This window comes from Marinifaba aquimaris, from assembly GCF_013328345.1.
Lineage (GTDB): Bacteria > Pseudomonadota > Gammaproteobacteria > Enterobacterales > Alteromonadaceae > Marinifaba > Marinifaba aquimaris.
Genome location: NZ_JABULX010000003.1, coordinates 159867 through 180564, shown reverse-complemented (window position 1 = coordinate 180564; position 20698 = coordinate 159867). Strand labels below are relative to the sequence as shown.

26 protein-coding genes are annotated in these 20698 nt (G+C 40.8%); 11 read left to right on the top strand and 15 right to left on the bottom strand.

The features are described from left to right. Positions 1 to 4: 4 nt before the first annotated feature. The 8 genes from HR060_RS03450 to zapE form a co-directional block, all read right to left on the bottom strand. The gene (locus tag HR060_RS03450; RefSeq protein ID WP_246283066.1) at positions 5 to 505 is read right to left on the bottom strand and encodes a ClpXP protease specificity-enhancing factor; all 501 of its coding nucleotides are present in this window, start codon (positions 503 to 505) and stop codon (positions 5 to 7) included. 5 nt (positions 506 to 510) lie between these two features. Next, positions 511 to 1137 (bottom strand): stringent starvation protein SspA, encoded by a 627-nt coding sequence (sspA, locus tag HR060_RS03445; RefSeq protein WP_174198877.1) that lies wholly within the window; start codon positions 1135 to 1137, stop codon positions 511 to 513. Positions 1138 to 1255: 118 nt separating this feature from the next. After that, positions 1256 to 1993: a cytochrome c1 gene (locus tag HR060_RS03440; protein WP_174198876.1), complete on the bottom strand. Its 738-nt coding sequence runs from the start codon at positions 1991 to 1993 to the stop codon at positions 1256 to 1258. Further along, on the bottom strand, positions 1990 to 3255 hold the full coding sequence (locus HR060_RS03435) for a cytochrome b (RefSeq protein ID WP_174198875.1): 1266 nt from the start codon (positions 3253 to 3255) through the stop codon (positions 1990 to 1992). Before HR060_RS03435 ends, HR060_RS03440 begins: the two co-directional genes overlap by 4 nt. A 1-nt stretch (position 3256) precedes the next feature. Next, positions 3257 to 3853, bottom strand: a complete 597-nt coding sequence (petA, locus tag HR060_RS03430; RefSeq protein ID WP_174198874.1) for a ubiquinol-cytochrome c reductase iron-sulfur subunit — start codon at positions 3851 to 3853, stop codon at positions 3257 to 3259. 315 nt (positions 3854 to 4168) lie between these two features. Further along, positions 4169 to 4561, bottom strand: coding sequence for a 30S ribosomal protein S9 (gene rpsI, locus HR060_RS03425; RefSeq protein WP_174198873.1), 393 nt, complete (start codon positions 4559 to 4561; stop codon positions 4169 to 4171). A 15-nt stretch (positions 4562 to 4576) separates the two neighbouring features. Then, the gene (gene rplM, locus HR060_RS03420; RefSeq protein WP_174198872.1) at positions 4577 to 5005 is read right to left on the bottom strand and encodes a 50S ribosomal protein L13; all 429 of its coding nucleotides are present in this window, start codon (positions 5003 to 5005) and stop codon (positions 4577 to 4579) included. Between the two features lie 226 nt (positions 5006 to 5231). Then, on the bottom strand, positions 5232 to 6326 hold the full coding sequence (zapE, locus tag HR060_RS03415) for a cell division protein ZapE (protein ID WP_174198871.1): 1095 nt from the start codon (positions 6324 to 6326) through the stop codon (positions 5232 to 5234). An 84-nt stretch (positions 6327 to 6410) separates the two neighbouring features. Here zapE and HR060_RS03410 point away from each other — a divergent pair, with 84 nt between their 5' ends. The 3 genes from HR060_RS03410 (at position 6411) to HR060_RS03400 (ending at position 9670) form a co-directional block, all read left to right on the top strand. After that, the gene (locus HR060_RS03410) at positions 6411 to 6848 is read left to right on the top strand and encodes a ZapG family protein (RefSeq protein ID WP_174198870.1); all 438 of its coding nucleotides are present in this window, start codon (positions 6411 to 6413) and stop codon (positions 6846 to 6848) included. A 239-nt stretch (positions 6849 to 7087) separates the two neighbouring features. Beyond that, on the top strand, positions 7088 to 8452 hold the full coding sequence (locus tag HR060_RS03405; protein WP_425487445.1) for a DegQ family serine endoprotease: 1365 nt from the start codon (positions 7088 to 7090) through the stop codon (positions 8450 to 8452). A gap of 111 nt (positions 8453 to 8563) precedes the next feature. Further along, on the top strand, positions 8564 to 9670 hold the full coding sequence (locus HR060_RS03400; protein WP_174198869.1) for a trypsin-like peptidase domain-containing protein: 1107 nt from the start codon (positions 8564 to 8566) through the stop codon (positions 9668 to 9670). Between the two features lie 14 nt (positions 9671 to 9684). On the opposite strand, the gene murA is transcribed toward HR060_RS03400, so the two are convergent. The 7 genes from murA to HR060_RS03365 form a co-directional block, all read right to left on the bottom strand. Further along, on the bottom strand, positions 9685 to 10944 hold the full coding sequence (gene murA, locus HR060_RS03395) for a UDP-N-acetylglucosamine 1-carboxyvinyltransferase (protein ID WP_174198868.1): 1260 nt from the start codon (positions 10942 to 10944) through the stop codon (positions 9685 to 9687). Between the two features lie 76 nt (positions 10945 to 11020). Further along, on the bottom strand, positions 11021 to 11272 hold the full coding sequence (locus tag HR060_RS03390; protein WP_174198867.1) for a BolA family protein: 252 nt from the start codon (positions 11270 to 11272) through the stop codon (positions 11021 to 11023). A 5-nt stretch (positions 11273 to 11277) separates the two neighbouring features. Then, positions 11278 to 11556: an STAS domain-containing protein gene (locus HR060_RS03385; RefSeq protein ID WP_174198866.1), complete on the bottom strand. Its 279-nt coding sequence runs from the start codon at positions 11554 to 11556 to the stop codon at positions 11278 to 11280. Next, the gene (locus tag HR060_RS03380; protein ID WP_174198865.1) at positions 11556 to 12224 is read right to left on the bottom strand and encodes an MlaC/ttg2D family ABC transporter substrate-binding protein; all 669 of its coding nucleotides are present in this window, start codon (positions 12222 to 12224) and stop codon (positions 11556 to 11558) included. The genes HR060_RS03385 and HR060_RS03380 overlap by 1 nt, the downstream gene beginning before the upstream one ends. 36 nt (positions 12225 to 12260) lie before the next feature. Further along, positions 12261 to 12758, bottom strand: coding sequence for an outer membrane lipid asymmetry maintenance protein MlaD (gene mlaD / locus HR060_RS03375; protein WP_174198864.1), 498 nt, complete (start codon positions 12756 to 12758; stop codon positions 12261 to 12263). Between the two features lies 1 nt (position 12759). Next, positions 12760 to 13530, bottom strand: a complete 771-nt coding sequence (gene mlaE / locus HR060_RS03370; protein WP_174198863.1) for a lipid asymmetry maintenance ABC transporter permease subunit MlaE — start codon at positions 13528 to 13530, stop codon at positions 12760 to 12762. Further along, entirely contained in the window at positions 13527 to 14333 is an 807-nt protein-coding gene (locus HR060_RS03365) for an ATP-binding cassette domain-containing protein (protein ID WP_174198862.1), read from the bottom strand. The genes mlaE and HR060_RS03365 overlap by 4 nt, the downstream gene beginning before the upstream one ends. Before the next feature lie 180 nt (positions 14334 to 14513). Here HR060_RS03365 and HR060_RS03360 point away from each other — a divergent pair, with 180 nt between their 5' ends. The 8 genes from HR060_RS03360 to hpf are packed head-to-tail and all read left to right on the top strand — an operon-like array spanning position 14514 to position 20692. Then, positions 14514 to 15485, top strand: a complete 972-nt coding sequence (locus tag HR060_RS03360) for a calcium/sodium antiporter (RefSeq protein WP_174198861.1) — start codon at positions 14514 to 14516, stop codon at positions 15483 to 15485. Between the two features lie 10 nt (positions 15486 to 15495). After that, complete coding sequence (locus HR060_RS03355; protein ID WP_174198860.1) at positions 15496 to 16473, top strand: KpsF/GutQ family sugar-phosphate isomerase; 978 nt, start codon at positions 15496 to 15498, stop codon at positions 16471 to 16473. Next, complete coding sequence (kdsC, locus tag HR060_RS03350; RefSeq protein WP_425487446.1) at positions 16470 to 17021, top strand: 3-deoxy-manno-octulosonate-8-phosphatase KdsC; 552 nt, start codon at positions 16470 to 16472, stop codon at positions 17019 to 17021. Before HR060_RS03355 ends, kdsC begins: the two co-directional genes overlap by 4 nt. A gap of 3 nt (positions 17022 to 17024) precedes the next feature. Then, positions 17025 to 17576: an LPS export ABC transporter periplasmic protein LptC gene (gene lptC, locus HR060_RS03345; RefSeq protein ID WP_174198858.1), complete on the top strand. Its 552-nt coding sequence runs from the start codon at positions 17025 to 17027 to the stop codon at positions 17574 to 17576. 44 nt (positions 17577 to 17620) lie between these two features. Further along, complete coding sequence (lptA, locus tag HR060_RS03340; protein ID WP_174198857.1) at positions 17621 to 18091, top strand: lipopolysaccharide transport periplasmic protein LptA; 471 nt, start codon at positions 17621 to 17623, stop codon at positions 18089 to 18091. Between the two features lie 6 nt (positions 18092 to 18097). Further along, positions 18098 to 18823: an LPS export ABC transporter ATP-binding protein gene (gene lptB / locus HR060_RS03335; protein ID WP_174198856.1), complete on the top strand. Its 726-nt coding sequence runs from the start codon at positions 18098 to 18100 to the stop codon at positions 18821 to 18823. A gap of 48 nt (positions 18824 to 18871) precedes the next feature. Then, complete coding sequence (locus HR060_RS03330; RefSeq protein WP_174198855.1) at positions 18872 to 20371, top strand: RNA polymerase factor sigma-54; 1500 nt, start codon at positions 18872 to 18874, stop codon at positions 20369 to 20371. Between the two features lie 33 nt (positions 20372 to 20404). Then, the gene (gene hpf / locus HR060_RS03325; protein WP_174198854.1) at positions 20405 to 20692 is read left to right on the top strand and encodes a ribosome hibernation promoting factor; all 288 of its coding nucleotides are present in this window, start codon (positions 20405 to 20407) and stop codon (positions 20690 to 20692) included. The last annotated feature ends 6 nt before the right edge of the window (positions 20693 to 20698 follow it).

Sequence of the window (20698 nt, the reverse complement as noted above, 5' to 3'; positions counted from 1 at the left end):
TTTTTTATTTAATCACTTTTAAATGATTTCGCGATTTTTTATCTTTCGGCTTATCCGAAGAAGGTTTTGCAGTTTCAGATGCTTCAACAGGACTTAAGCTTGGCTTTTTGGCTTCACTTACTGTTGTAGTTGGCTCTAAATCAACGAGCTCTTCACTGTCTAACGGTTCTTCCGTCACTTCTGGATGTTGCTCTGGTGGGAATGGCATGCCTTCCCCAGTCTCTTTAGAGTAGATAAAAAGCACAGCTTCAATAGGAATAATTAAATGACGAGCCTGACCACCAAATCGAGCATTAAACTCAATTTCATCATCACCAATGACAAAGTTACCTGTTGATTGTGGTGCAACATTGAGCACGATTTGCCCCTGTTTCACATACTCTCTAGGTACTTGTACCATAGGGTATTCCGCATCAACTAGGATGTAAGGTGTACATTGGTTATCTAAAATCCAATCGTATAACGCACGGACAAGATAAGGTTTACAAGATGTCATTTTATCCATTGAAACTACACTCGCATATCGCGTTCAGCGTCAGTTAATGAAGCTTGGAATGATTCACGTTCAAATACACGTGTCATGTATGCTTTAACTTCTTTACTACCTTGGCCTGTTAAATCAATACCTAGTTTAGGTAGACGCCATAATAGTGGAGCAAGTACACAGTCAACTAAGCTGAATTCTTCACTCATGAAGTACGGTGTTTCATTGAAAATAGGTGCAATAGCAAGAATGCTCTCACGTAGTTCAGCACGAGCGACCGCTGTATCTTCAGAATTAGATTCGATTTTCTCTACCAGTGTGTACCAGTCTTGCTCGATTCGCTCAATCATTAAACGAGATTGACCACGTGCAACTGGGTATACTGCCATCAATGGTGGGTGTGGAAAACGCTCATCAAGATATTCCATAATAATGCGTGAAGTGTATAAAACTAACTCACGATCCAATAACGTAGGAACAGAACCGTATGGGTTTAACTCCCATAACTCTTCTGGCTTGTTATTTTTGTCAACTAATTTGATGTCAACACTTACACCTTTTTCAGCAAGTACGATACGTACTTGATGGCTATGCATATCCGTATCATCGGCGTATAGACTCATTACAGAACGTTTGTTGGCGGCTACAGCCATGCGTTTTCTCCAATTGTTTCAGCTTAATTTGATATCTAATCTGTGATATCAAAATCACAGCAATATAAACACTAAAGGGGGCTACCGCCCCCAATCGAATTTAGTTTAGTTTCCGGCGTTACTTCTTAATGTCACGCCAGTATTCTTTCTTCAATAAGTAAGTGAATACTAAGAATACTAATAAGAAACCGATTACCCAAGTACCCAAGCGTTCAGATGCTAAGCGAGTTGGTTCACCTGTGTATTCTAAGTAGTTTACTAAGTCGCGAATTACTGCGTCGTACTCTTCGGCAGATAAAGTACCTGAACCGTCAGTTACGATTTTAGAACCTACTACTTTTTGTTCACCATCAACTTGAGCAACAACGTCTTCTTTAGTTGGAATACCTTGTAATGTTTGTAAAACATGCGGCATACCGACGTTAGGGAATACAGTGTTGTTAACGCCAAATGGGCGAGACGGATCAACGTAGAAAGAACGTAAGTAAGTGTATAACCACTCTGGACCACGAACACGAGCAACCATAGTTAAGTCTGGTGGTAAGCTACCGAACCATTTCTTAGCACCATCAGCTGGCATCGCATTTTTCATGTGATCACCCACTTTCTCGCCAGTGAACATTAAGTTTTCTTTTAAAACGTCAACACCAATACCTAAGTCTTTAGCGCTACGCTCGTATCTTTGGTATTCAGCTTGGTGACAACCTAAACAGTAGTTAACAAACGTTGTCATACCACGTTGTAAAGAAGCCTTATCTGTTAAATCAATATCAACAGAATCTAAAGGCACGCTAGGACCAGCAGCTAAAGCTAGTGAAGGAACTAACGCAAACAGTGCAATAATTAGTTTTTTCATTTCGTGATCCTCTCTGGTAATGGCTTACATTTCTCGTTCTTACTGTACAACCAAAGTGCACCGAAGAATAAGAAGTAAGTGAATGAGAAGAACTGAGACATGTAAGTGTAAATAACAGTCGCTGGCTTAACACCTAAGTAACCTAAGATTACGAAACTTACTGCGAATTGAGCTAAGTTCAACTTGTGTAATGTGCTTCTGTAACGAACAGAGCGAACTTTACAACGGTCTAACCAAGGTAATAACGCTAACATCACAATCGCAGCAAACATTAAGATTACACCACCTAATTTATCAGGTACGGCACGTAAAATTGCATAGAAAGGAGTGAAGTACCATACAGGCGCAATGTGCTCTGGTGTCTTCATAGGGTTAGCTGTTTCAAAGTTTGGTGGCTCAAGGAAGAAACCGCCCATCTCTGGCATAAAGAATAATACGTAAGCAAAACCAATACAGAAGATGGCAAATGCGACTAAATCTTTAAGTACGATGTGTGGGAAGAAAGGTACCACGTCATCAAGAATATCTTTCTTGTTTGTGTAGTATTCATGGATCTTGAATTTAGTTTTTTCATCTTCTGAAAGAGAACCTTTAGGACGCTTAACATCAATACCATCTGGGTTGTTTGAACCCACTTCGTGTAAAGCAACGATGTGAAGGAAAACTAAGATTACGATAACTAATGGTAATGCAATAACGTGTAATGCGAAAAAGCGGTTTAGCGTCGCACCAGAGATTACGTAGTCACCACGAATCCATAAAGTGATGTCATCACCAATAACAGGGATAGCACCAAATAATGAAATAATTACCTGAGCACCCCAGTATGACATCTGACCCCATGGTAATAAGTAACCCATGAAAGCTTCAGCCATAAGTGCTAAGTAGATAAACATACCAAATACCCATAACAATTCACGCGGCTTTTGGTACGAGCCGTACATCATACCGCGCATCATGTGCAGGTAGACAACGACGAAGAATGCAGAAGCACCTGTTGAGTGCATATAACGCAGTAACCAACCGTAATCTACATCACGCATGATGTATTCTACTGAAGCGAAAGCGCCTTCTGATGTTGGTACATAGTTCATTGTTAACCAGATACCAGTAACGATTTGGTTAACTAAAACAATTGTTGCTAAGAAACCGAAAACATACCAGATGTTCATGTTCTTAGGCGCTGGGTATTGCAATGCGTGCATGTTCGCAACACGCATCATTGGAATACGCGCTTCGATCCAATCAAGTAAATCTTTCATCTTATGCAACCTCTGACGCTGAGTTCAGACCGACTAAGATAGTGTCATCGTCGATGTAATAATGAGGTGGAATTTCTAAGTTTGAAGGTGCAGGTACGCTTTGGAATACACGACCAGCTGCATCAAATTTAGAACCGTGACATGGACAGAAGAAACCTGTAGGTACACCCTCAACCTGCTCGCCAAAGTTATCTGACAAGTACTGAGGAGAACAACCAAGGTGGGTACAGATACCAACCGCTACAAAGTACTCTGCTTTACGTGAACGTTCACGGTTTTTCGCATACTCTGGTTGCTGTTCAACTTCTGAATTAGCATCACGTAATTGATCTTCATGCTTAGCAAGCTGAGCAATCATATCTTCACTACGTCTTACAACCCAAACCGGTTTACCACGCCATTCAACGCGGATCATTTGACCTGGCTCGAGTTTGCTGATATTGACTTCCACAGGTGCACCAGCGGCTTTCGCTCTAGCACTAGGATTCCAGGAAGCAATGAAAGGCACAGCCGCACCGGCAACACCCACACCACCAACTACCGAAGTAGCGATAGTAAGGAATCGACGACGACCGTTATCTACAGGCGCATTACTCATCCAATATTCTCCGAGACTCTTATATTTTTTAAGTTGGTTTTAGCCCGCTCAGAAACAACGAAATAATGCGCTGAATGCAAGACGGACAAAATTAGCTAAATGATATAAAAAAAGCCGTATTTTTAATAGGGAAAACTGAAAAAAAGCATGAAATTACACCGCTTTATTTCGCTTTTTTTGATTTAAACGGGGTTGATGGTTTTTTTGCTCAATAAAACACCACTCAAAGCCGTGATTTTTGAGACTGTGCAGCCTGATGAACAGGCAAAAAAAAACCCGGTAAAAACCGGGTTTTTTGAATTCTGAGAAAACGAATTAACGTTTTGAGAATTGTGGACGCTTACGTGCTTTCTTAAGACCAACTTTCTTACGTTCAACGCGACGTGCGTCACGAGTAACGAAGCCAGCTTGGCGAAGAGCAGGACGTAAAGTTTCGTCGAATTCCATTAATGCGCGAGTGATACCGTGACGGATAGCACCTGCTTGACCAGTGTTACCACCACCAGCAACAGTTACATTGATGTCAAACTTGTCTGCCATTTCAACTAACTCTAACGGCTGACGAACAACCATTCGAGAAGTTTCACGACCAAAGTATTCATCTAATGGACGTTTGTTAACTGTGATGTTGCCGCTACCAGCTTGAACGAATACGCGAGCTGTAGAGCTTTTACGACGGCCTGTACCGTAATATTGATTTGCTGCCATTTTATTCGCTTCCTATTAGATATCTAATACTTGAGGCTGTTGAGCCTGATGATTATGCTCTGTGCCAGCGTAAACTTTAAGCTTACGGAACATAGCACGACCTAATGGACCTTTTGGCAACATACCTTTAACCGCACTTTCGATGATCATTTCAGGCTTTTTAGCTTGTAACTTGTCGAAAGAAATCGATTTTAATCCACCTGGGTATCCAGAGTGAGCGTGGTACATTTTGTCTGTGAACTTAGCACCAGTAACAGCTACTTTTTCAGCATTTACAACGATGATGTAATCACCAGTGTCAACGTGAGGAGTGTACTCAGCTTTATGCTTACCACGTAAACGACGTGCGATTTCAGTAGCCATACGGCCTAATGTTTTGCCTTCAGCGTCGATAACAAACCAATCGCGCTGTACAGATTCAGGCTTAGCAGTAAAAGTTTTCATTATTAAATGAACCCTATACAAAAATTCTAAATTTTGAAGCTTTCGCTTCCCCATACATTTTATGCCAGTAAACCCCTTCGAGAATGCTTGGCAAAGGCCAATAAACACGACCTGTTTTGGGCTGGGGCGCGAATTATATAGAAAGGTTAAAAAAAGATCACTAAAAATCTGCCATTAAAACTGATTTTTCTATGCTTTTTATCCGACCTAACGTCATTTAATCGAATTATGGGATATGCGGCTCTGCTAAATAGTCGTGTGACTGCATTTCTTGCAAGCGACTGATACAGCGCTTAAATTCGAAACTCAGCAAGCCATCAGTGTATAAATCTAAAAGCGGCACTTCAGATGATATAATCAGTTTTACTTTACGCTCATAGAACTCATCGACAAGGGCAATAAAACGTCTTGCTGTATCATCTTTACCAGTTCCCATTTGCTTCACATTACTCATCAGCACAGAGTGATAAATACGGCTAATTTCCATATAGTCAGTTTGACTTCTCGGCCCTTCACACAAAGCCTCAAAATCAAAAAACGCCACGCCATCGCATTCTGCGCGGCACGGGATCATACGATTTTCAATCTCTACTTCGAGGTCGTAACTAACGGGCTCAACCGACAACTGCTTAAAATACGTTTGTAGGTTTGTATCAGCATCAGCATCAAGTGGAGAATGGAAAATTTCAGCTTGCTCAAGTGTTCGCAAGCGGTAATCAATACCGTGATCGACATTGACGATTTCACAGTTAGCGTTAATTAAATCAATCGCCGGCAAAAAACGGGCTCTTTGTAACCCATTGCGATACAGCTCATCAGGAATGATATTTGACGTTGCGACAAGTACTACATTGTGGCTGAATAGCTTTTCGAATAAGCCACCAAGTAACATAGCATCAGTTATATCCGAAACAAAAAACTCATCGAAACAAATGATTTTTGCTTCTTTGGCTATCTTTTCAGCAATAGTATCGAGCGGATTAGCAACGGCTTTTAGTAATTTAAGTTCATCGTGAACACGGTGCATAAATCGGTGAAAGTGCACCCGCATTTTATTTTCAAACGGCAAACAATCGAAGAAGGTATCAACTAAATAGGTCTTACCTCGACCAACCCCACCCCAAAAATACAAACCTCTAACCGATTGCTCAGTTTTTTTAGCAAATAATTTGCTAAAAAAAGTCTGCTTTGGCTGTTGATCCTGAGCGATTAAATCATCATATAGACGTTGTAGATGCTTGATTGCATTTTCTTGTGCTGGATCATGATGAAAGTCTTCACGTTTTAAATCGTTTTGATATCTTTGTAGTGGTGTTGTCATTTGTTAATCGAGCAATAGTCTAAAGCCTTTGTGCGTGCTATAAATGCTAACACGCAGTGGTATTTTTATATAGAGGATGATGTTATGAGTTGGATTATTGGTTTTGCCCTTTTTGTCGTTGGTATTGTGGTAGGTATCATTGCGAGTCGATTTATTCCTGCCTTAGGTGGCGATAAAGCAGAGTTATCAGCAGAGCTAGAGCAAAGCCAGCAAGCGCAAGAATCGTTAAAACAAGAATTAACAGATTATATTGGTTCAGTGCAAAAGACATTTGAACAAGTTGCGCAACAAGCTGAAAAGGCAGCACTTGCAGCACAAACTTACAACGATAAAATTCAATCTAGCGATAAAATCGATGAAGAGCTGTTTCCATTTTTTGGCGTAGAAACGAGCCAAGAAATCCGTCAGGCTGTGCGTAAAAAATCATTGAGCGATAGCCTTGAAAAGACAGATAAAGAAAATGCACCTAAAGATTATTCAGAAGGTAGCTCTGGGCTTTTAGAGGCAGAATCGGCTAAATAAAAAGCGTTTAGTTGTTAATTCACCGCAGTTTTTGAACTTTAAAAATAATCTCAGGTCAGTTAGCTAAACAGACACGATTTATTACAAACATTAAAAAAGTCGTGTCTGATTTAATTTTGGCGCGTTACTTTTTACGATTTCAAAACAATAAAACTTGAAGTCATAAATCAAGACCCGTTTAGAGTGCTGATTTAATCACGTAAAAGTAATGTACCCTTTTATTAGTTGAAGGAGAGTTTATGTTTAATATGTTTAAGGCAAATACGCCTAAGCTTATTTTATTATCTTTATTTTTAATTTTATCCCCAGCAAGCTTTGCTAATCTTCCTTGGTTCGATAACGACCAACCGCCAACACTGGCCCCTATGCTTGAAAAAACGACGCCAGCTGTCGTTAATATCTCTGCTGCAGGCACTAAGACTAACCAACAACAGTTACCTGACGCGCTTCGTTATTTTTTTGGTAACCGCGCACCTCAAGCTCAAGAGCGCCCTTTCAAGTCAGTCGGCTCTGGTGTCATCATCAATGCAGATAAAGGTTATGTCGTGACCAATCACCACGTGATCGACGATGCAGATAAAATCGCCATCACGCTAAAAGATGGTCGTCAGTTTGATGCCAAGCTTTTGGGCTCTGATGCTGACTCTGATATTGCGCTACTGCAAATTGATGCTGAAAACTTAACAGATGTGAAAGTAGCCGATTCAGACAAATTAAGAGTAGGCGATTTTGCCATTGCAATTGGTAACCCATTTGGTTTAGGCCAAACGGTAACTTCGGGCATTATTTCTGCCTTGGGTCGCTCTGGCTTAGGTATTGAGCAATACGAAAACTTTATTCAAACGGATGCTGCCATCAACTCAGGTAACTCTGGTGGTGCACTCGTTAACTTCAACGGTGAATTAATCGGTATTAACACAGCGATCCTTGGCCCTAACGGTGGTAATGTCGGTATTGGCTTTGCTATCCCTGCTAACATGATGCAAAGCTTAGTTGACCAAATTTTAGAGTACGGTGAAGTGCGTCGTGGTGTCTTAGGTATCACTGGTAGTAATTTAAATGCCGAATTAGCTGAAGCTCTTGAGTTAAAAACTACACAAGGTGCCTTTGTCGGCCAGGTATTTGAGGATACTGCTGCTGCAGATGCAGGCCTGCAAGCTGGTGATGTAATTGTCAGTGCAAACGGCCAGAAAATCACAAGCTTCCACGAATTACGCGCTAAAGTTGGTACTTTAGGTGCAGGCAAAGTAGTCAAACTAGGTGTCATTCGCGATGGTAAAGCACTTTCTGTCAAAGTGACTTTAGGTCAAAGTGAGGGAGGCAACCTAGCCGCTTCAAGCTTACACCCTGCATTTGAAGGCGCTACCTTAAGTAATGGCCAAACCAATAAGCAAGAACAAGGTGTCGAAGTAACTGAAGTTGAAGCCCGCTCAGCTGCTCATGCTATTGGTCTGAAGTCAGGCGATATTATTGTTGGCGTAAACCGCAAACGCGTAGAAAGTATTAGCCAATTACGCGAGCGTCTAGATGATGCAAGCAAAAAAGGGTTAATTGCACTGAATGTTGTTCGCGGCAATGCAAGCTTATATATTATGATTCGCTAATTTTTAGCAAACTCAATCAAAGCCCTAAGTGAAAACTTGGGGCTTTTTGTTTTTTACCCAATAAAAACGTTTATACTTGCTGCAAACGATAATAATGAAGCTCGATTAGCGATGAAAACTTTACCTCAAACAATCAGTTATATTCTCAATACACTTGCGATTGGTATTGTATTAACTTTTGTCGCCTTTGCTTTATTTCCCGATTTACGCAACAACAATTTGCTTTGGAATAAACTATTTAGCCAAGACCAAAACAACCAACGCCCTATCTCTTATGCAAAAGCGGTAGCAAAAGCCGCACCAGCGGTTGTTAATATTTACTCTGAAGGCTTTCAAACCAATCGTTTTGTTAATACTGCTAAACGCAAAGTACAGCGCTTAGGTTCTGGTGTGATCGTCTCTAACAAAGGCTTTATCTTAACGGCAGAACATGTAGTTAAAAATGCAGAACTAATACGTGTAGCACTACAAGATGGCAGAACATTTGAAGCTCAGCTAATTGGTGCAGACCCTGCAACTGACCTCGCGGTATTATATGTGGAAGCGAATAATTTGCCTGTAATATCGACACAAAATCGCTACCCTATTCAACCCGGGGACTTAGTACTTGCCATCGGCAACCCATACAACTTAGGCCAAACGATCACGCAAGGTATTATCAGTGCTACCGGCCGCTCAGGATTAAACTCTTCACCAGATATTAATTTAGATTACTCAAACTTTATCCAAATGGATGCAGCTATCAATGACGGTAATTCAGGTGGTGCGCTCGTAAACTCTAATGGTGACCTCGTTGGCATTAGCTCAGCTAAACTCGCTAACCGCTTGCGCAATAAAGCCCAAGGCATCTTCTTTGCTGTTGATGCTAAACTCGCACTAGAGGTCATGGATAAAATTATCGCTGATGGGCGTGTCGTAAGAGGCTACTTAGGTATTTCAGGTAGTAATCAACAACTATCTGCAAGTGATAAGCTTGCGAGTAATGCAATAGGAATACGAGTAACAGATCTTGACCCTATAGGGCCAGCAGCGAAAGCGGGAATGCAAGTGGGTGATGTTATTATCCAACTTGCTGGGCAAGCTATTTTAAATCCAGCCGATGCACTGCAGTTTATTGAAGAAACCAAACCAGGAACTCAAGTTCCCTTGGTGATTTTACGCAAGAACGTAAAGCTGAAAGTGACTGCAACTGTAATTGAGTTGCCTACCAAACGATAGGCAACGCAACTTTATCAAGAAATTCGAGTAACTGTTGCACCAAGCTGCGCAAACTTAGTCTCTATTTTCTCATAACCGCGGTCTAAGTGATAAATACGATCGACAATCGTTGTGCCATCGGCCACTAAGCCTGCAATTACAAGACACGCTGAGGCTCTTAAATCGGTCGCCATAACTTGAGCTCCCGTTAATTGCGCATTACCATGTGAAATGGCCGTGTTGCCCTCTAATTCAATTTCAGCACCCATACGCTGTAATTCAGGTACGTGCATAAAACGGTTTTCAAAAATCGTCTCACGAATTGTCCCCGTCCCTTTAGCCAAGCAATTTAACGTCGTAAACTGTGCTTGCATGTCCGTTGGGAAAGCAGGGTGAGGTGCCGTTTTAATACTTACCGCATTGAGTTCTCGGCCGCGCATATCTAGGGTAATTGAATTTTCATCACTTTCAATATGAGCACCCGCCTCTTGTAGTTTACTGATAACTGCTTCTAGTAAATCAGCGCGAGTGTGGGTACAAGTAATTTTACTTTGCGTCGCCGCGGCTGCGACTAAGAAAGTACCGGTTTCAATACGATCAGGCAAAATACTGTGCTGACAACCAGATAAAGTTTCAACACCTTCAATAGTAATAGTATCAGTACCAGCACCAGTGATCTTGGCACCCATGCTGATCAAACAATTTGCTAAATCGACTACTTCAGGCTCACGAGCAGCATTTTCAAGTACAGTTGTACCCTCAGCTAAGGTTGCTGCCATTAATAAGTTTTCAGTCCCCGTTACCGTTACCGTATCAAAGAAGATACGCGCGCCTTTTAATCGGCCATCGACACGTGCATGAATATAACCTTTATCGACGGTTACTTCTGCACCCATTTGCTGCAGGCCATGAATATGAAGATTGACGGGTCTTGCTCCAATAGCGCATCCACCCGGTAATGAGACTTGTGCTTGACCACAACGAGCGACTAAAGGTCCTAGCGCTAAAATTGAAGCCCTCATCGTTTTCACCAATTCATAGGGTGCTAACGTTGAACTAATATTGGCCGCATCAAATAAATAACTATCATCATTAAGCTGTTTTGCTGAAATACCGAGTTCAGCCAACAGTTTGATACTGGTTTTGATATCTCTCAGTTCTGGAACATTACTTAATGTAAAAGGATCAGCTGTTAGAATGCTGGCAAATAAAATGGGTAAAGCGGCATTTTTAGCACCTGAAATACGGACTTCTCCGCTTAGGTGAGCGCCACCTGTAATTTCTAATTTATCCATGAGAGTGGGTAACCTGTAAAAACAAAAACACAGCCTAAGCTGTGTTTATAAAAGCGTTGAATGTAGTAGCAATAATTTAGAAGTTTAATAACTTGTGCTTGCGATACTCTTCCGGAGTAAAAGCCTTGATAGATACTGCGTGCATACTACCGTCAGCGATGATTTCCATTAAGGGCGCATAAATAGTTTGTTGACGTTTCACTGAGCGCATACCTTCAAAGATTTCACCAACAGCGATAACTTCATAATGTGAACCGTCCGCTTTCAATTCAAGATCGGTCAATTCCACTTTTTCCGCTATTAATGCTTTAATTTGCTCAAGATCCATATTTTCTATACACCTAAAATATCATCTACACCGCTAATGCGGGCTAATTTAATCAATTTATCTGAAGGGTTAACAATTTCAAGTTGGCAACCTTGATTATCAAGTTTGATGCCTTGTTGTAGCAACCAAGCTAAACCGGCTGTATCGACCAAAGACAATGCAGCTAAATTCAACTCAACTTGAGTGCCATTTGCCGTAACATTTAAACTATCGAGCGATTTAAAACGAGTTAACTCGCCTGATAATTGAAACTGTCCTTCAGAGACTTGGCTTAATTGTGCCATTAATTTGCCTCTTTGTCTTTAAGTACTAGAGAGGCCTTAGACTTATCTTTTAAATCTTTAATAACCTGATCTATACCCTGACGGTTAATAGCGGCACCAATTTGGCTTCGCTTACTATTTAACATTGAGATACCTTCAGCATCCATATCAAATGCGTACCATTTACCTGATTTACTGTTGCGTCTTAGTTTGAAGTACAACTCAATATCAGGACGGCCAGCCTCAATAATTTTGCTTTTAACAACCACAATTTTACTTTTAGCATCAACGGCTTTAGGCGGCTCGACTTCTACTCGCTGACTAGGACGATAATTGGTAAACACCTGCGCATATACAGTGATCATGTAATCTTTGAACGCATTAACAAATTCTTTGCGTTGAGACTTATTTAAGCGTTTGTAATGTTTATTGCCTAATACTTTAAACGATGCATATTTATAGTCGACATAAGGCAGCATCTCGTCTGTGATGATGGCTTTTAAATGATTCGGGTTATTCTTTATATCCGCTATTTCATTGTTAAAACGATTAAATGTAATCTCCGCTACTTTGGCTAATAACACGTATGGATCAGTTTGTTCCAACTTTTCTGCTTGGCTGTAGCTACTGAATAAAGCAGCAAACAGGCTTAGTAGCGGAATAAGGATCAGTTTTTGAATTCTTTTCATTAAAATCTAATCTCGAATTTGAATACGAACATAGAGTTAGCTGTCATCACTTTGGCTAAATAAGAACTGACCAATCAACTCTTCAAGTACAAGCGCTGATTTAGTATCTTCGATAAAACCACCATCAGTTAAGATTTCAGTTTCAAAGCAGTCTTCTTCACCTTCATCACAAGTTTCAACAAAACCCGGCTCTAAACCTAAATATTGTTCGCCTAACAAACCTGCCGTTAAAATACTGAGCGAACTTGTTTCAGCAAAATCATTGTACTGTGCATACATATCCATAGTAACGACTGGCACATAGTCAGTGCGATCTAGTTCAATGTTGGCAACTCGACCGACAACAACACCACCGACTTTAACAGGGCTACGAACTTTAAGTCCTCCGATATTGTCGAACTTTGCGTGTAACTTGTACGTTTCACTTGGCCCTACTGCCCCTGCATCAGCCACTTTAAAGGCTAAAGCTAAAAAAGCGAATACGCCAGCAACAATAAATAAACCTACCCAAAACTCCACTTTGCGGCTGGTCATCTTACTCTCCAAACATAAAAACAGTTAAAATAAAATCAAGTCCTAACACGGCAAGAGATGAGTGAACCACAGTTTGAGTGGTTGCTTTACTGATCCCTTCCGAAGTAGGCACACAGTCGTAACCACGGAAAATTGCAATCCAAGTTACAACAAAGGCAAATACGACACTTTTGATAAAGCCATTCATGACATCGTCGTGTAAATCAACTGATGCTTGCATCACTGCCCAGAAGTTACCTGCATCAACACCAAGCCATTCAACACCAACTAAATGCCCGCCATAAATACCAACAGCACTGAACATAAATGCCAAAATAGGCATGCTGTAAAAACCAGCCCAAAAGCGTGGTGCAATAACTCGCTTTAATGGGTCAACAGCCATCATTTCCATGCTAGTTAATTGCTCAGTCGCCTTCATCAAACCGATTTCGGCAGTTAGAGCCGAACCTGCGCGGCCAGCAAATAACAATGCAGTAACAACTGGACCTAGTTCTCTTAATAAAGCCAGAGCAACCATAGGCCCTAAGCTATTTTCAGCGCCGTAATCAATCAGTATGGTGTAACCCTGTAAAGCGAGTACCATCCCGATAAACAAACCACTAACGACAATTATCGCTAGTGATTGCACACCCACAACGTAAATTTGTTTAATGACGAGTGGGGTATTTTTAATAAATTTAGGCCAAGCAAATAACGCAAAAAACAGCATTAATGTAGCACGACCACTGGTGTTAATTGACTGTAACGCCGAACGTCCAATTTGACTGATCATGATAAAACCTCTTTTAGCTGTTCAGCAAAAGGTTTAGCTTGGAAATGGAAAGGCACCGGCCCATCGGCTTCACCTGTCATAAATTGATGAACAAGCGGTGATGAATCATTAGCTAATTGCTCTGGCGTACCGTGGCCAATAACCTTTTTGTTAGCCATGATATAAACGTAGTCGGCAATACTCATCACTTCTGCTAGATCATGTGATACCACGATTGAAGTCAAACCTAGCGCATCATTTAACTGACGAATTAATTTAATTAATACCCCCATGGATATGGGATCTTGGCCAACAAAAGGCTCATCATACATGATAAGTTGAGGGTCTAGAGCAATCGCTCTAGCAAGTGCAGCACGACGTGCCATACCACCTGATAATTCATTAGGCATCAAGTTAGCTGCACCTCTCAAACCAACGGCATTCAGTTTCATTGCTACCATTGCAGAAATAAGTGGTTCAGAAAGCTTGGTGTGCTCGCGAATTGGAAAAGCTACGTTGTCATGCACTGACATTTCCGTAAACAAAGCACCACTTTGAAACAGCATGCTCATTTTCTTACGGACTTCGTACAGTTTTTTGCGAGAGATTTGTGCAATATCGTCGCCGTCAAAAAGTATGCGACCAGCGTCAGGTTTTAATTGACCGCCAATCAACCTTAACAAGGTTGTTTTACCTATACCGCTTGGCCCCATAACCGCAACAACCTTACCTTTTGGTATAGTTAGACTGATATCGTCATAGATAACGCGATCATCACGCTTAAACGTTAGGTTTTCAATTTGAACAAAGTGTTCAGTATTCATCCATTTCCTTGCAATTGAGCCACTAAAAAGTGCCCCTTCAGCTACATGTGTGTAATTTATGCGAATCAGAGTGTAGATTCTACCATTAAGTCGTGATTTACGACGAAATATTGTTAATAAAAGTTCAGCTTCCGATATAATGTGTTGAAGATTCAGTTTTTTATTTATTTGCGGTGTTCGATGTTAATTACATCTATTTTACTTATTGTTGGCTTAATTGGTTTAGTTTGGAGTGCAGACCGTTTTGTATACGGTGCAGCAGCACTAGCTCGGAACCTTGGATTATCGCCTCTTATTATCGGTTTAACCATAGTAGCTATGGGTTCTTCAGCACCCGAAATGATGGTCGCAGCAACAGCAGCAATGGAGGGTAAACCCGATACTGCAATTGGTAACGCAATTGGCTCAAATATTACTAATATCACCTTGGTATTAGGCTTAACAGCATTGCTCAAACCTCTGATTGTTTCTTCAACCACAATAAAACGCGAGTTACCCTTAGTACTCATCAGTTCAGCTTTTGCTGTCTGGCTGTTGTCAGATTTAGACTTAACTCGAATAGAAGGTATTGTTTTATTTGCAGGTTTCTTGTTAACCATAGGCTTGCTTACTTTCTTAGCGTTAAAACGCAAGTATGAAGTTGGCGAAGATGCATTAGAAGAAGACTTTGATGAAGAAGTACCTGATAACGTGCCGATGAATAAAGCCATATTTTGGCTGATTGCAGGTATGGTACTGTTACCACTGAGCTCAAGTATATTGGTCGATTCAGCAGTCGATATTGCTAAGTACTTTGGCCTTTCGGACTTAGTGATTGGCTTAACGATTATTGCCATAGGTACTTCTTTACCAGAACTAGCTGCATCAATGGCAGGTGTTCTAAAAGGAGAAGACGATTTAGCATTAGGTAATATCGTTGGCTCAAATATCTTCAATGCGTTAGCTGTCTTAGCACTGCCAGGTATCATAGCTCCGGGGATGATAGATGCTGCAATTATGAACCGCGACGCTTTAATTATGTTAGGTGTTACCGTTGTACTACTGATGATGGCTATTGGTATCAGTAAAAATCGAAGCATCAACAGAGTTGAAGGTGGCTTATTATTGGCTGGTTTTATCGGCTATCAATACTTCCTATTTTCTCAAGTTTAAGGTGTAGTAAATGCCTCTAACTGAACAAAACATCAATGCGATTGCTATTTCAGTATTAGAAACGGAAATTCAGGCTTTAGAAGATCTCAAACAATATATCAACCAAGCCTTTTACTCAGCAGTTGAACTAATGCTCAACTGCCAAGGTAAAGTCATTGTTATTGGAATGGGTAAATCAGGTCATATCGGCAATAAAATAGCGGCGACATTAGCGAGTACTGGAACACCGGCATTTTTTGTACACCCAGCTGAAGCAAGTCATGGCGACCTTGGCATGATAGGTAAAAGCGACGTTATTTTAGCCATTTCTAATTCGGGTGAAACAGAAGAAGTGGTAAAGATTTTACCTGTGATCAAGCGATTAGGTTGTGCCACTATCAGCATGACAGGAAATGAGCATTCAAGCTTAGCGCAAGAGTCTGATCATCATATCTGTGTAAAAGTGGAGAAAGAAGCGTGCCCACTTGGTCTCGCACCGACATCAAGTACAACTGCAACATTAGCTATGGGCGATGCACTTGCCATTAGTTTACTAGAAGCTAGAGACTTTACCGAAACTGACTTTGCCTTTTCCCACCCAGCAGGCAGCCTAGGACGAAAATTATTACTCAGAGTCAGTGATTTAATGCATCACGGTGATGCACTACCAACAGTCCATCAAGATACCTCTATCATCAAAGCCTTGCTGGTTATTTCAGAAAAAGGAATGGGGTTTGCGGCAGTCCTTAATGATGAAGCAAAACTATTAGGTGTTTATACGGACGGTGATTTACGTCGCAGCCTTGATGAGAAAATTGATATCTATAACAGCACATTAAAAGAGGTTGTTAAACCAGGCTGCATCACCATCAAACCACAAATGCTAGCTGCTGAGGCACTGGCATTAATGGAAGAAAAAGCGATTAATGGCTTATTGGTTGTTGATGATTCAGGCCAATTGGTTGGCGCACTTAATATGCACGACTTATTAAAAGCAAAGGTTTTATAATGTTTGACACTCTTTACACACGTCTTTCCGATCAACAACTCACCCTTTTCAAACAAACTCAGCTGCTAATTTGTGATATTGATGGTGTTTTTAGCGATGGTCGAATTTATCTTGGCAACCAAGGTGAAGAGTTAAAAGCCTTTCACACTCGCGATGGTTTTGGCATTAAAGCAATCATAAACGAAAACATTCAAGTTGCCGTAATCACTGGCCGTAAATCACACATTGTTGAAAACCGAATGCAATCATTGGGCGTTCAACACATCTTCCAAGGTCAAAGTGATAAATTACAAGCATATGCAAAGTTAAAAGAACTAACCAGCTTAGACGACAGTCAAATTGCCTACATTGGTGATGACGTACCGGATCAAACAGTAATGGAAAAAGTAGGTTTAGCGATAGCCGTTCAAGATGCACACCCAATTATCAGTCAACTTTGTCATTACCAAACTCAAGTTAGAGGTGGTTTTGGCGCAGTGAGAGAAGTTTGCGATACATTACTACAAGTCAGAAATCGACTTGAGTACGCTCAAGGTATGAGCGTATAAATCATGCGTCACTTTATATTACTATTTCTATTTAGCTTAGGTGCCTTAGCCTTTTTCTACAATGAGTGGAGTAAACAACCCATTAAAGCTGTAGAAAAGAAAACAGAAACGGTGCAGCCTGACTATATTGCTGAAGATATTAAAGTGAGAATTTTTGACGATGCCGGCCAACCCAACGCTGAGTTAGAATCAAGCTACATGGCTTATTACGCCAATACCGATTCGGCTAATTTTACTCAAAGTATTTATCGCGTATTTAATCAAGAAGATACTAATTGGCAGTTAACCGCTAACCAAAGTCAACTGGTAGAGCAAGAATTTATTTACTTAACTGGTGGCGTTGAACTTGTAGCACTGACGCCCTCACCTTGGTTTAGTCACTTTAGCTTAGATACCTTAGATATCAATTTAATTGATAAGAGCATTTACTCTGATTCCAATGTTAAAGCTTACGGCGACAATATTAACTTATCAGCGATAGGACTTTCGGGTAACCTTGCACAAGAACAATTGCTACTTGAACAATCTGTAAACGCAACCATTAAAGCGGAATAATCAAAATGAAACGGTTTTCATCCCTCTTGCTCAGCCTCTCACTAATGTTATCACCATGTTATGCGGTCGATTTAGAAGCAAGTAAAGCACTGATTGATAAAAGCGCTCCAATCGTAGTCGATGCCGATGAGCAAGAATTGGATATTAAAAATAATACACTGACCTTCACAGGTAATGTCGAAATCAGCCAAGGCTTATTATCTATCAAGGCAGATAAGCTCAATATAATTAAAGGTGACACTGACAACTCAAAAGTACTGATTGCCTACGGTCAACCTACCGTTTTCAGTCAAAAGCTAGACGATGGCAGTTACTTATCAGCACAAGCAAAACAGATAAAGTACAAAGTGACCGAAAAAGAGCTAACTCTAAAAGGCGACGCTAAAATTAACCAAGCAGACAGCCAAATAAGCGGCGATGAAATAAAATACAACGTTGCCCAAAAGAAATTAGTGGCCTCTTCAAGTGAAGACAGCAAACAGCGCGTTCATACCGTTTTAAACCTAGGTGAATAAAAGAGCATGGCAGTACTTAAAGCCTCACATTTAGCTAAAAGCTATAAAAATAGACAAGTGGTGCAAGATGTATCCCTGGAAGTGCAATCGGGGCAGATTGTTGGGCTACTCGGTCCTAATGGTGCTGGTAAAACGACAACCTTCTACATGGTTGTAGGCTTAGTCAATGCCGATAAAGGCGAAGTTCATCTAGATGATGTCGATATGAGTTTACTGCCCATGCACGAACGAGCACGCTTGGGTGTTGGCTACCTGCCACAAGATTCTTCAATCTTTAAAAAATTGACCGTTAGCCAAAATATCATGGCTATTTTAGAAGTACGAAAAGAATTATCTTCCGAACAAAGGCAAGATAGGCTTGAAGAATTGCTCAGTGAGTTCCATATTAATCATATACGAAATAGTTTAGGTATGAGTTTATCAGGTGGTGAGCGACGTCGCGTAGAAATCGCTCGAGCTTTAGCTGCTGATCCTGCCTTTATTCTGTTAGATGAACCTTTTGCTGGCGTTGACCCAATATCAGTCATCGACATTAAAAGAATCATCACTCACCTCAAAGAAAGAGGGATTGGTGTCTTAATCACAGACCATAATGTGAGGGAGACTTTAGATGTGTGTGAAAAGGCATACATTGTTAGTCAGGGGAACTTAATTGCATCAGGTAAACCAGAACAAATTCTTACAAACCAGCAAGTTAGAGAAGTTTACTTAGGTGAGCAATTTAAGTTATAAGGTCACTAGTGCATTACGATTTCGCATTATTAGGAATAATATAATTTCATGAAGCAAAGTTTACAGCTCAAGTTTAGTCAACAGCTGACTATGACGCCGCAATTGCAACAAGCCATCCGTTTGCTGCAATTATCGACGTTGGACTTGCAACAAGAAATTCAAGAAGCACTGGATGCCAACCCACTGTTAGAAACAGATGATTTCGAACAGGCCGCTGGTGATGAAGCGCTAGACAATATCAAAGAACCAACAAATGGCGAAGCAGCTACGGCTGATATTGATGGCTTTGAAGAAAACAGTTACAGCGATAGCCTAGATCAACTAGAACGTCAGGATATTCCAGACCAATTACCGACAGATTCAACGTGGGACGATCACCTTTCTCAAGCAGCTAGCCCTGCCAGTAAGAGTACTTCTTCATCGGGTATAGGTGGTGATGACATGGTTTATCAGGGTGAAACCACTGAATCTATTCGCGATCACCTATTTTGGCAAATGGATCTGACTCCTTTCTCGCCAACCGATAAAGCCATAGCTACCGCAATCATAGATGCTGTTGATGATTCAGGTTACTTAACGGTCACAGCAGAAGATGTGTTAGAGAGCTTAGGACAAGAAGAAGTTGAATTAGATGAAGTTGAAGCGGTATTAAAACGCATTCAATTATTCGACCCTATTGGAGTTGCCTCTCGCTCAGCTCAAGAGTGCCTAATGGTTCAATTAAGGCAGTTCGAACCTGAGACTGAATGGCTAAATGAAGCCATGTTAGTTGTCTCCAAGCACATCGATTTATTGGCAAATCGCGACTTTCGCACATTAGCCAGAAAAACACGTCTAAAGGAAGATGCATTACGCGAAGTAATGAAACTCATCCATACACTAAACCCAAGGCCGGGTAATCAAGTGATCGCGGAAGAGGCACAATACATAGTACCTGATGTATCGGTTAGAAAAGAAAAAGGGCGCTGGTTGGTTGAATTAAACCCTGACAGTGTACCAAAACTGAAAGTAAACGAAGAATATGCAGCACTGACTCGAACTGCAAAAGATTCAAGTGACACGCAATTTATTCGCTCTCATATGCAAGATGCAAAGTGGTTTATTAAAAGCCTTGAGAGCCGTAATGAAACGCTATTAAAAGTTGCACGTTGTATCGTCGAACACCAGTACGGTTTCTTCGAATACGGTGATGAAGCAATGAAACCGCTTGTGTTAAATGACATTGCGGAAGACGTTGAGATGCACGAGTCCACTATCTCTCGTGTTACAACGCAAAAATACATGCACACCCCTAGAGGGATTTTTGAGTTGAAGTACTTCTTCTCAAGCCATGTTAGTACAGAAAACGGCGGTGAATGTTCTTCTACCGCTATCCGCGCCTTGATCAAGAAGTTGGTTGCAGCGGAGAGCCCTAATAAGCCATTGAGTGACAGTAAAATCACTGACTTATTAGCAGAGCAAGGTATCAAGGTGGCAAGACGAACGATTGCAAAATATCGAGAGTCTTTATCAATACCACCATCGAATCAACGTAAAAGCCTGCTTTGATAAAGCAGTTTAATAACCGAAGAGGAAAAGCCTATGCAAATCAATCTAACTGGACGCCATGTTGAAGTTACTGAGTCATTAAAAGAGTATGTAGATTCTAAATTTGCTAAGCTTGAGAGGCATTTTGATCATATCAACAATGTTTATGTGATACTAAGTGTAGAAAAACTCGTACAAAAAGCTGAAGCAACATTGCATTTAAACGGCGGCGAAATTTTTGCGACCCAAGAACATGAAAACATGTACGCTTCGATTGATGGCTTAATCGATAAACTCGATCGCCAAGTTATTAAACACAAAGAAAAATTAAAGAGTCATTAAATTCTT

Bases quoted from the DNA above. Each gene is read 5' to 3' on its own strand.
- murA (WP_174198868.1), bottom strand. From the start codon at position 10,944: ATGGATAAATTAGAAATTACAGGTGGCGCTCACCTAAGCGGAGAAGTC.
- HR060_RS03440 (WP_174198876.1), bottom strand. From the start codon at position 1,993: ATGAAAAAACTAATTATTGCACTGTTTGCGTTAGTTCCTTCACTAGCT.
- zapE (WP_174198871.1), bottom strand. From the start codon at position 6,326: ATGACAACACCACTACAAAGATATCAAAACGATTTAAAACGTGAAGAC.
- lptA (WP_174198857.1), top strand. From the start codon at position 17,621: ATGTTATCACCATGTTATGCGGTCGATTTAGAAGCAAGTAAAGCACTG.
- HR060_RS03385 (WP_174198866.1), bottom strand. From the start codon at position 11,556: ATGGCACAATTAAGCCAAGTCTCTGAAGGACAGTTTCAATTATCAGGC.
- hpf (WP_174198854.1), top strand. From the start codon at position 20,405: ATGCAAATCAATCTAACTGGACGCCATGTTGAAGTTACTGAGTCATTA.
- HR060_RS03435 (WP_174198875.1), bottom strand. From the start codon at position 3,255: ATGAAAGATTTACTTGATTGGATCGAAGCGCGTATTCCAATGATGCGT.
- HR060_RS03400 (WP_174198869.1), top strand. From the start codon at position 8,564: ATGAAAACTTTACCTCAAACAATCAGTTATATTCTCAATACACTTGCG.
- HR060_RS03405 (WP_425487445.1), top strand. From the start codon at position 7,088: ATGTTTAATATGTTTAAGGCAAATACGCCTAAGCTTATTTTATTATCT.
- HR060_RS03450 (WP_246283066.1), bottom strand. From the start codon at position 505: ATGGATAAAATGACATCTTGTAAACCTTATCTTGTCCGTGCGTTATAC.
- rpsI (WP_174198873.1), bottom strand. From the start codon at position 4,561: ATGGCAGCAAATCAATATTACGGTACAGGCCGTCGTAAAAGCTCTACA.
- HR060_RS03380 (WP_174198865.1), bottom strand. From the start codon at position 12,224: ATGAAAAGAATTCAAAAACTGATCCTTATTCCGCTACTAAGCCTGTTT.
- HR060_RS03390 (WP_174198867.1), bottom strand. From the start codon at position 11,272: ATGGATCTTGAGCAAATTAAAGCATTAATAGCGGAAAAAGTGGAATTG.
- petA (WP_174198874.1), bottom strand. From the start codon at position 3,853: ATGAGTAATGCGCCTGTAGATAACGGTCGTCGTCGATTCCTTACTATC.
- rplM (WP_174198872.1), bottom strand. From the start codon at position 5,005: ATGAAAACTTTTACTGCTAAGCCTGAATCTGTACAGCGCGATTGGTTT.
- lptB (WP_174198856.1), top strand. From the start codon at position 18,098: ATGGCAGTACTTAAAGCCTCACATTTAGCTAAAAGCTATAAAAATAGA.
- mlaE (WP_174198863.1), bottom strand. From the start codon at position 13,530: ATGATCAGTCAAATTGGACGTTCGGCGTTACAGTCAATTAACACCAGT.
- HR060_RS03410 (WP_174198870.1), top strand. From the start codon at position 6,411: ATGAGTTGGATTATTGGTTTTGCCCTTTTTGTCGTTGGTATTGTGGTA.
- HR060_RS03360 (WP_174198861.1), top strand. From the start codon at position 14,514: ATGTTAATTACATCTATTTTACTTATTGTTGGCTTAATTGGTTTAGTT.
- HR060_RS03365 (WP_174198862.1), bottom strand. From the start codon at position 14,333: ATGAATACTGAACACTTTGTTCAAATTGAAAACCTAACGTTTAAGCGT.
- mlaD (WP_174198864.1), bottom strand. From the start codon at position 12,758: ATGACCAGCCGCAAAGTGGAGTTTTGGGTAGGTTTATTTATTGTTGCT.
- HR060_RS03355 (WP_174198860.1), top strand. From the start codon at position 15,496: ATGCCTCTAACTGAACAAAACATCAATGCGATTGCTATTTCAGTATTA.
- lptC (WP_174198858.1), top strand. From the start codon at position 17,025: ATGCGTCACTTTATATTACTATTTCTATTTAGCTTAGGTGCCTTAGCC.
- sspA (WP_174198877.1), bottom strand. From the start codon at position 1,137: ATGGCTGTAGCCGCCAACAAACGTTCTGTAATGAGTCTATACGCCGAT.
- HR060_RS03330 (WP_174198855.1), top strand. From the start codon at position 18,872: ATGAAGCAAAGTTTACAGCTCAAGTTTAGTCAACAGCTGACTATGACG.